The organism is Bacillus cereus group sp. BfR-BA-01524 (assembly GCF_022662595.1).
GTDB lineage: Bacteria > Bacillota > Bacilli > Bacillales > Bacillaceae_G > Bacillus_A > Bacillus_A thuringiensis_S.
The window spans coordinates 1-9794 of the sequence record NZ_JAKUDW010000147.1 but is presented as its reverse complement, the minus strand read 5'-3'; the positions used below and the strand labels follow the sequence as shown (position 1 = coordinate 9794).

The window sequence follows — 9794 nt, the reverse complement described above, 5'->3', positions numbered from 1 at the left end:
ATGTTTTAAAAGGAGGGAGCTATATGAAACACGCCCCCTCTTATTTTCAATACAAAACTTATTTGTTGTTCCAAGAATCTACATCTGCATTGCTTGAAGCTTTTGTGAATCTTGCCAGGATCGTATCATAACCACCTTGAATTGCTTTCCATACGAACGGACCAATTACTAATACGATGATCACCGCTAACGCGATTAACATACCGTTTTCTGATGATAATTGTGAGTCTTCATTTTTTAACCAACTTTTCATTTTTGCTAACATTTCATTTCGTCTCCTTTATATATCGATTTTAAGAATTTACTTGAATTAGAACTTATCTATTTAAATCTTTAATTACTTATTCCAAGAATTTACGTCTGCATTGCTTGATGCTTTTGTGAATCGTGCCAGGATCGTATCATAACCACCTTGGATTGCTTTCCATACAAACGGACCAATTACTAATACGATAATGACCGCCAAGGCAATTAACATACCGTTTTCTGATGATAGTTGCGAATCCTCATTTTTTAACCAACTTTTCATTTTTGCTAACATGATTGAATCTCCCTTATCCATTTATTTGAGCTATACGTAATAAACATCATTCATCTAAATCTTCTATTACTTGTTCCAAGAATTCACATCTGCATTGCTTGATGCTTTTGTGAATCGTGCCAGGATCGTATCATAACCACCTTGGATTGCTTTCCATACAAACGGGCCAATCACTAATACGATGATGACCGCCAAGGCGATTAACATACCATTTTCTGATGATAATTGTGAGTCTTCATTTTTTAACCAATTCTTCATTTTCGTTAACATATATCTTGCTCCTTTACCTATTCCATTTTTGATAATATCTTCTATAAACTTGCAAATCCTTGCATTAAAGATTGAATAACAATCACCATTGGATAAATCACAATACATCCAATAACTGCAACGTTAAATTTATTCATTTCCATTGGCTTATTTTGAATGAGACGGTTATAGTTCTCATGTTTTAACTCGCGCATCATTTTAATTTGTGCGTCCATAATGCGAAGACTCTGTACTTTGTCCGTTTTTTGCGCTTGTTGCAGTGCAATCGTAAAGGTATTTACTTCTGGACTATTTAAGGCAGCTGCAAAGTTTCGAAATGGTTGATCCGAACCAGCATACATTTCTAATTCCGCTGTAAGTGTAGAGACATACGGACGAAGATGCCTCCCAGCATATATTTGCGCCTTTTTTACTGCTTCTAATGTTGTATGTGTTTTTAACAACTGCAGCATAGGAATTAGATACTCTGGTAATTCGAACTTCCTAGCTTCTATCGCCTGCTTGATTCTTCTCTTTAATAGATAATCAGGATAGAAATAAAGCAGCGGTGAAATTAAAACACCCACTTTAAATAAGTAGTAATCATGGAACACCGTACATATCAAGAAAACAGAGGTGAAAATGATGGGATATGCAACCTTCATTTTTAAATATTCTTCAGGTTTCGTATCCAGGCCAGCTTCTTCTAATTTTTTCTGAATCTGCTCTTTCTTTTCTTCTGTCAGATACTTATGTGATAATGACTGGAAGGGAGCAAGCATCATTTGATTTAAATTCTTCTTTTCAATTCGTTTTGCATTTTCTACATAGTTCGTAAGTAAGCTACCGCTGTCTTTTTTACTTTGTAGAAAGGTAGAGAATACCCAGTACATGACAACGAATACCACTACAGCTAAAATCGTAGCCACCTTATTCCCCTCTTTCTGTTGGGTTATAATTTGCAATCTTTTCTACACGTGTTGCTAAGAAAAAGACAATGAACATATTTACCGCTAACGCGATTTTCCCCATCATAGAACCTGCCAAAAATCCATATGCTTCTTTTGACATCAACATAATAACAATTGGCATGGCGATAACGATTAAGCAGTTCTGTACAAAAGCACGTTGTGCTTGCGACAAACTAGAACGCAATCTTGCCAGGTATAGTTTTTGTTTTTCAAAATCTTCTGCAATATCTAGTAGGACTTGTACTGAATTTGTTCCACCTTCTCGACTGCACACTTCCAACATTTCATGGAAGAAAACCAATTCTCTAAAGTTAAACGTTTCATTGAATCCTCTAAATGCACGATGCATTGTGGTTCCACCTTCTAATAAAAGAGAAACTTTTTCTATTTCTTCTTGAATGCTTTCATGCATCATTGGTTTCACCTGAACTAACACTCGTTTTGCATTGTTACTAATTTGAAGTGCATTTGCTACTGCTTTCATATAGATAGAAAGACGGTCAATGACAACCAAGTAGTAACGTTTTTTTCTTCGATAAAGAAGAAACCTTGGAACTAAAAATCCAGATAAAACGGTAATCAGTGTAAAAGGATCTCTACCAAAAGAAAAATAGAATACTGCTGCAATACTCATCCCAGAAAGAATCGTATATACCCAGTACATACTTTTCGTCAATTTCCATTCGTACTTTTGGGCTTCTTGGATAACGGATTGTGGTAGATACATTCGTATCCCTTTAATATTCCTTAATTCCAAGCGCCTTTCTTCTTTTTCGTTTTCTTGTACAAATTGAGAGAGAGCAGAACCTTTAGATTTCGAAAAAAGTAAAACAAGCAATCCTACACTAATAAAGATTAAAAATATACATCCATAAGCCAATAAACTATGCATATTGCACCTCCTGTTTTGAAAGGAATGGTGCATAAAGAGCTGGATTTACAGTAGAAGAACGGAATTTCTTCTCCATTTCAGCTGACATCTTGGCTGTAATGATATGATCTCCATGAATCTTTCCTACTCTTTCATTCATTTCATCATATTCCTCACCCGAAGGGATAAATTGAGAAAGCTGATTGAACTGTATATCATCTTGATAATCCAATAACTCAATCATCTCTGTAATATAGCGATTTCCATCATCTTTCTTTTCTAAAAAGACAATCACATCAAATGTCTGTGAGATTAATTCATATAAATACTGGGCATCGATATTCGCACCACTTTGCAGACACATGAGCATTAAACGTCTAACTGCTTCTTTTGCACTTCTTGCATGGACAGAGGTGAAACCAGGATGTCCTGTTTGGAAAAAGTTAATCATTTTTAACGCTTCTTTCCCCCTCGATTCCCCTACAATTAATCGCTTTGGTCCTTGACGTAAAGCATTTGTTAACAATCTATCAAAGTCGATTGCATTTTCTTCTACTTCCGATGCCCTACATTGCATCGGAACAAAATGATGTTCCGGAAAAATGCGATGCAAATATAATTCAGGGTTATCTTCTACTACAAGAGTACGTTCTTTTTTCTTTCCTTTCGGAATGTGAGAAGCAAGATATTTCATAAACTCTGATTTCCCTGTACCCGTGGCTCCAGCAACTAAAATATTCATTTTGGCTTTCACAGCTGCAGCCAAAAATTTCAACATTTCTTTCGATGCTTGATTGGTAGATAACATACGCTCTTCAGAAGCACGAAGGTGATCTGCATTCTTACGAATCGTTATCGTTGTTCCGAGCCCCCCAAGTTCATCTAACGCAATATTGATGCGGATATATGGAAACACGCAATCCACATACGGCTTTGCTGTATTCAATGACTCTGATGTACTGTTTACCATCTTATAAGCTAGAGCTTTCACTTCTTCTTCCGTCTCAAATCGGTAAGGAAATGTACATTCTCCCTCTCCAATTTTTTCGTAAATGATTTCTTTTGTGCCATTGATATAAATATCCGTTACATCCTTATCTTCTTTTAAAGGTTCTATAATCCCAAACCCCACAATTTCGTCACACACCATATTTAGTAACTGTTCAGAAGGTACATCTGAAACAACGACTTGATTGCTTAGTAAAAAGCTTTTAATGATTTGTTCTACAGCTGCTCTCTTTTCTTTATTCATAAAGGATTCACTTAGGATATCACGATGATCTTTTACTAAAAATGCACGAATTTCATCTGTTATATCTTTAATTTGTTGAGCTGTAGTTGTTCCTAACTTTCGAGCTGATTTGGAACGAATCATGTAACCAAAGTGATATAAATCAACTCGATTTCGCTTTAAGGCGATTTGTTTTTCCTGTAAATAGCCCCACATACTCCTTGTCCCCCTTTTAATTTCGTAAACCAAAGAGACCCTTTTTCATAGAGGATTGCTGGGATGGAATACCAAGACCAGCTGCTTCCATAATGTGATGGACCTTTGTATTAATTTGCGGGGAACCAAATTGCATCCCCCATTCGTAACTCGTACGATCTCTGTCATACGGAATTGTCACCGCAATTTTTTGAGAAGAAAGCTTTTCAATATCTTCTACATAATTCTCATCTGCCATATTTAGCACATGAATCATTCGAGGTAATGTTAGCTTTGCATTTTCTATTAATTGTAATTCTCGCTTAATTGCTATTGCACCACGAGGGTTGCCATTTAGCACATGAACAACAAGGTCTGATTGATATAGGATCGGATAACTTAGCACCTCGGATAATTCAGTTGGTACCGATAGAATGATGTAGTCATATTCTGTATCTACAAGTGATTCGATAAATGTCGTTACAAACAATTCTTTGTTTTGAATCTCTGGGAATTGAGCCAAACTATAACCTGATGGAAATACCAGAAAATCCATCTTATCGTGCAATTTTTGCATCAATCTTGGATTCACTTTTTTCTCTAACAAATCTTGCTTGGTACAAATATACTGCGAAAGATTATATTCATTTTCTTTTCTTACAAGCTCTAGCATGTTTTTACTCTCATGGCTAAGACCAGTTCCAACCGCAAAACTTGGTCTTACTTGGTCCGCTTCTACATAAAGCACCTTTTTCCCTAGATGAGCTAACTCATTTGCCATCGTAATACTTAACGTACTTTTTCCTACGTTTTCATTTGTGGCATAAAAGGTAATGATTTTTACTTGCCGATCCATCTAAAAAACTCCTTTCTTACTTAGATTCGTTCAGATACTGCGCTACATACTCTTTTACATTTTTAGAAATTGGATTGGTCGAATGCTTCTCTACATAGTCTAAAATGTTCTTTTGATCCGATATTTGCGAGAATCCTTCAGCTGGTTCTAGTTCTTTCCCTGTTTGTTCTACTTTTTGTCCGACTGCAACAGGAATTACATCTCCAAGCGTTTTTGCACGATTTAAATATTGAAGCTGTTCAGGTGAAACAGCCAGTGTATATAATCGCGTTACCTTTGGCTTTTGTTTTCCTTCTTGTTCCTCTTTTGATTCTTTCTTTTCTAGCACGAAGGCATCTTCTGTATTGCTATCCTTTGCAGCAGTCACACGTACACGTTGGAAAAGACCACCGAATACAACCTTCTCATTGTCTCCTTCTTTTACAACCTGTTTGAAATATAAGTCCACATACGTGTTCGGAATGATACTATTACCTGAACTTGTTTCCAAATCAACGAGTAACGGGAATGCAACTTCTCCATCTTTTAAATTTAAAATGGCAGAGTCAGGTAACTCTTCTTTCTTTACTACTTTGTTTTTAAAGAGATAGCTATTTTCTGTAATGGGCTGCCCATCATTTGTCCACTTACCTACTACTTCTTTTTTATTTGCACGTAATGCATTGGGGGGAATCGCATCACCAGGTAATGTTCGTTCCACTAGCATGTCTTCTTTAATCTCTGTATGCGCAGGTATATCCTTTGCAGCTACAACAATCTTTGTTGGTTTTACTGCATTTTCGACTGCAAAATGATTGTACCCATAGATACCCGCTACAGTTGCAGCAGCTAAACCTACCGCAGCAATCTGCTTCTTTTGAAACTTAGATGGCTTCAATGTTTGTATTCCTCCTTATGTAGCCTTTAAACGCAAAAAAAGGACACACCTATGGCATAATGCGCCTTAGGTGTGTCCTTTTAGCTAATCTAAAGTCTATATGAAAATGTTGGATTTGATTTCTTTAATATTACAATTTCAATATTATGATATATAGAGTTTTATGTCAATCATTTCTAAAAAAAATATTATTTTTACCATTTCAAATCTCTGATCCCAAAACTTAAAAAACCTTAAAAACGTTGTCATATCAAGGTTTTTAAGCTATTAACCCAACTATAAATATGGTATAATGAATATAATGTAACTGAATATTTCAGGGTGGTCGGTTGCTATCCTTTCTCTTTCATTTTATGGAGAAAGGAGGTGATCGAATGGATATACTTTTCACGATAGCAATTGAGATACTGAAAGTAATTGCTAGAGAAGTCGCTGTATTTTTTGCAAAACGAGTAGGTAAATACCTATCAACGTCTTGGAAGCAAATACAAAAAAAACGACGAAAAACGAAAAGAACCACCCACAATGCCGGCAAGCGTTTGAAGGGTGATTCTAAGAAAAAATAAACTCTTTTTTAGCAACCATCCACCTTGCGGTAGTAGTTACATAAGACGAAGTGTTACCAGCACTTCGTCTTTATTAGTTTATGCAAAAATTATCTTTGTAATACTTCTACACATATTATAACACCAACTATAGTACCTGTCATGTATATTCATCCACTATAGTTTGTGAAATAAAACAAAATACTTTTAGTACGAAATCAATTTCGTTCCTGTTTCAAAATACTTTGCAGGAGCATAACTCTTCCCATTCCGATCCTGAAATTCGCTTCCAATGTATAGCGATACAATCATTGCGACAACCCCCATAATAATCGCACGTCTAACACGTTGTTTTTTCTTTTTATCCACTCTAATTTCCCCTTTCTATGAAAAAAAGGCACATCCCATTAAGGGATGTGCCTTTGGTTTATCCATTCAGCTACTAGTTTATGATGGATATATTATTGTGTCGATTCATCAAATTATACTATATTTTATTTTTATTTCCCAGTCTTCATGTAATACCAATCAGTCAGTTTATGAAGTAGTTCTTCTTTCCCTACCCAGTTCCATCCTACTCCACTTCCTCCAGGGAATGGATCATCAGGAAATACTCTTCTTTTTATGAAATCATCGTACGCAACACCCTTAATCTCTACTTGCTCAGTTAAACATAAACTCATTTCATTGATACCTGCTGGAGCTGTTTCTACATTAAAAGTGTATACACCATCTTTTGTCTTCAGTGGTGAATACCATTTTTGGCCGCCATCAATGATTTTCTCTTGTCCATCCCAATATAAAGACTTAGTTGGTCTTTTACTATCAAAAACATGTCCTATTGCTTCAGATAAATACATATTTTTAGGTAGGAATTTTGCTGTATTATCTTTTAGTTCCTTCTTATCTAAATCTTGGGTAGACTTTAATCCTTCGTCTGCAAATGGGTATTGTACCTTAGCAGCAGTAAATATACCAGGGTAACTTGCATTCCACTCATTTTTGTACTTACCGTTTACTTCATACGAAAATCCATAACCAGAATGTAGCTTAGAAGGAGCTAAATTATCAATACTCCCTGTCAAAGTTTCATAATACATTTTCCCAACTATATCTTCTTTTGATACACGTTCACTTACTGTTTCTACCACACCTTTTACACTCGTTACTCCGCACATCCCTTTTTCATGAGATGGTGCATAGATAGCAGTTTTAATAGGATTATTTTTATACGTAGTTTCCTCTATGTCTATGCGATTACCATCAGGGTTAATTTCTGCCTGAATTGTTCCTTTCCCTTTATGTTGCCAATCAAGGTTTAAGGTTTTCTTTTCTCCCTCAGTTAATCTTACCTTTTGTGATGATACTTGTTGTCCGTTATGTCTTAACACAACTACTGTTTCAGGATTCTTATATTTTTCTTCAAATACATCTAGCTTTTTAAGTTTATTCTTCTCTTTTTCGAACTTCTGTTTTGCATTATCTAGCTTACTTGCCGCACTATCTAGTTTATTTTCTTCCCAAGAGCAGTCTCTATCATAATAGTGATCCTTTCCCTGGGCATCTACTTCATGAATTGGATTACGGCGACAATAACTTAGACTAGATTGAGCACTATCTCTCTCCGATTCATAGCTATTTACTTCTTGTTGAGACTTATTAATATTGTTGTTTACCTTTGTTCTATATTGATCACGCTCTGGTTTAAAATTATCACGTGATACATCTACTCTTGTTTTGATATTCTTTCCTTCTCTTGCGGTTTCTCCTTCAATTCGGTCAGCAGAGAAATCAATTTTATATTTAAAATCATCTTCATCACCTGGATCTGGGTTAGGTGTTACTTCAGTTCCACAGTTACCATCTATGTTAAAATCAACTTTTTTCTCGTTCGATTCCCTTTGAACAGCATCAAGGACTTTAATTTTCGCAGTATATCGACCACACATTTGCGGCTGCCACTTTAGTTCTTCTGACTTAAATTGCCCTGCATCACCTTCATTTGGTTTTTGATTATCTTTTTGCGGAGTTGAACGTAGATAATTTTCTTGATGATACACGGTTTCGCCATCTTTTGTAATATCTAACATCCATTTAACTCGGTTCCGTTCTCCAGCAGCTTTTTGATAAGGGTTTATTGTTGTTCCATTGGGATCTCGGTCATTATATCCTTTATTTTTACTTACATATTCGAATCCGTTAAATGTAAATTTCACAGGTACATCTTTTTTTCCACTCGTAGCCTTAAAATCTTTTATTTCAGGTTTGCTTGTACGTACATACCACAAGTTATACCTATTTACACCATTTACACTACCAGCCCCTGCGTATCCGCCAGAAAGATAGGCAATATCCCTAATCCAATAGAAATGTCCATAAGATTCATAGGAATCTTGATTTGTAATCTTATGTGGAATTAAATATTTTAAAACAAACTGAGAGTTACCCCAATATTTATCTGTAATTATGCTATTTGTAATTCTCTCCACTTCAGTTACCATTCTATCTCCTACTACAACTGAAGGGTTAATGTAGCCGTCATTTGATATACGCACATAAGGCTCTGACTGGTCTTCATTTTGCACAAGGTTTTCCCTTGGATTCCCCCAATTAAAAGAACCATTATAAACAGCAGGAAAATGTATATCAGCTTTATATTCGAACTCTTTTGCCTTATATCTACTTCCAGACCTAAGTAGTTTTCCCTTCAATTGTAATTCGTCTGATGCTAAAATCGTAGTTTCATTTCCATCATAAAATGGTACATCACTATTTCCCGCACTTGCTACTGACGGTAATAACAAAATTAAAGAAGTACAGGTTAATAATATTTTTTTTCTCAGTTTCATAAAATCCCTCCTTTAAACATAAAAAAGGACACACCTGTACCTTGGGAGGTACGTAAGGTGTGTCCTTTACGTAAATAAATCAAATTTATTTTTTTATTTATATACTACATATCTTAATATATCAAATGAAACATTTAATTACAATGATATTATACACGTACTTGAACGTACATCATGTGGTCAGCTGTAGAATGCCCTACACGGATCTTATATTTTCCTTTTTCATAGTTATTTATTTCTTGAGCATCTACAGTTTCTTGAATTTCTTTATCTAGAACTAAATCAGAATTTAACATCGTAGTCCACTTTTTAGCTAATTCAATAGTTGCTTCGTTATTATCTAAGAAAATAATTTTGAAATCATTCTCACTAGTAGCATTAACATAGACTTGTGCCCCAATTGTACCTTCTGGTAAATACATGTTTTTATCAATTATTCTAATAGTTCCATTTAAATCTGCATACTTAAGGTTAGTACCATATTTAGCATTCACACTCTTGATAAGATTTTGCGCTTCTGTAGAAATGGATTTTTGAGCAATCGGGTTTTTCATAGCATTTGGATTATACTTAACTTCCTCTGTAACTAAACCTTTATCTAAATTTGAT

At 35.2% G+C, this 9794-nt stretch carries 11 protein-coding genes and 1 pseudogene; 1 reads left to right on the top strand and 11 read right to left on the bottom strand.

Annotated elements, in window-relative coordinates; translation table 11 throughout:
- Positions 1-58: 58 nt before the first annotated feature.
- From MR170_RS28600 to cpaB, 8 genes are all read right to left on the bottom strand, one after another.
- The gene (locus MR170_RS28600; RefSeq protein ID WP_017762535.1) at positions 59-265 is read right to left on the bottom strand and encodes a hypothetical protein; all 207 of its coding nucleotides are present in this window, start codon (positions 263-265) and stop codon (positions 59-61) included.
- A gap of 72 nt (positions 266-337) precedes the next feature.
- Positions 338-541 (bottom strand): hypothetical protein, encoded by a 204-nt coding sequence (locus MR170_RS28595; RefSeq protein WP_000879962.1) that lies wholly within the window; start codon positions 539-541, stop codon positions 338-340.
- A 66-nt stretch (positions 542-607) separates the two neighbouring features.
- Positions 608-811 carry a hypothetical protein gene (locus MR170_RS28590; protein WP_000956353.1) on the bottom strand — a complete coding sequence of 68 codons (204 nt, stop codon included), beginning with the start codon at positions 809-811 and terminating at the stop codon, positions 608-610.
- 41 nt (positions 812-852) lie between these two features.
- Positions 853-1719, bottom strand: coding sequence for a hypothetical protein (locus MR170_RS28585; protein ID WP_000201169.1), 867 nt, complete (start codon positions 1717-1719; stop codon positions 853-855).
- Between the two features lies 1 nt (position 1720).
- Positions 1721-2653 carry a type II secretion system F family protein gene (locus tag MR170_RS28580; protein ID WP_000555820.1) on the bottom strand — a complete coding sequence of 311 codons (933 nt, stop codon included), beginning with the start codon at positions 2651-2653 and terminating at the stop codon, positions 1721-1723.
- Positions 2646-4079: a TadA family conjugal transfer-associated ATPase gene (locus tag MR170_RS28575; protein ID WP_242310316.1), complete on the bottom strand. Its 1434-nt coding sequence runs from the start codon at positions 4077-4079 to the stop codon at positions 2646-2648. Before MR170_RS28575 ends, MR170_RS28580 begins: the two co-directional genes overlap by 8 nt.
- Before the next feature lie 16 nt (positions 4080-4095).
- Positions 4096-4914, bottom strand: coding sequence for an AAA family ATPase (locus MR170_RS28570; protein WP_242310314.1), 819 nt, complete (start codon positions 4912-4914; stop codon positions 4096-4098).
- Between the two features lie 16 nt (positions 4915-4930).
- A complete protein-coding gene (gene cpaB, locus MR170_RS28565) occupies positions 4931-5791 on the bottom strand; it encodes a Flp pilus assembly protein CpaB (RefSeq protein WP_000804774.1) in 861 nt (286 codons plus the stop codon).
- Positions 5792-6165: 374 nt separating this feature from the next.
- Between cpaB and MR170_RS28560 the strand changes: the two genes are divergently transcribed.
- A complete protein-coding gene (locus MR170_RS28560) occupies positions 6166-6357 on the top strand; it encodes a hypothetical protein (protein WP_000353181.1) in 192 nt (63 codons plus the stop codon).
- A gap of 186 nt (positions 6358-6543) precedes the next feature.
- Here the strand turns inward: MR170_RS28560 and MR170_RS28555 are convergent, their stop codons facing one another.
- The 3 genes and pseudogenes from MR170_RS28555 to MR170_RS28545 form a co-directional block, all read right to left on the bottom strand.
- Positions 6544-6705, bottom strand: coding sequence for a hypothetical protein (locus MR170_RS28555; RefSeq protein WP_017762530.1), 162 nt, complete (start codon positions 6703-6705; stop codon positions 6544-6546).
- A gap of 131 nt (positions 6706-6836) precedes the next feature.
- Positions 6837-9185, bottom strand: coding sequence for a hypothetical protein (locus tag MR170_RS28550; RefSeq protein ID WP_242310312.1), 2349 nt, complete (start codon positions 9183-9185; stop codon positions 6837-6839).
- 149 nt (positions 9186-9334) lie between these two features.
- Positions 9335-9794 (bottom strand): annotated as a pseudogene (locus MR170_RS28545) (S-layer homology domain-containing protein); the annotation flags it as partial.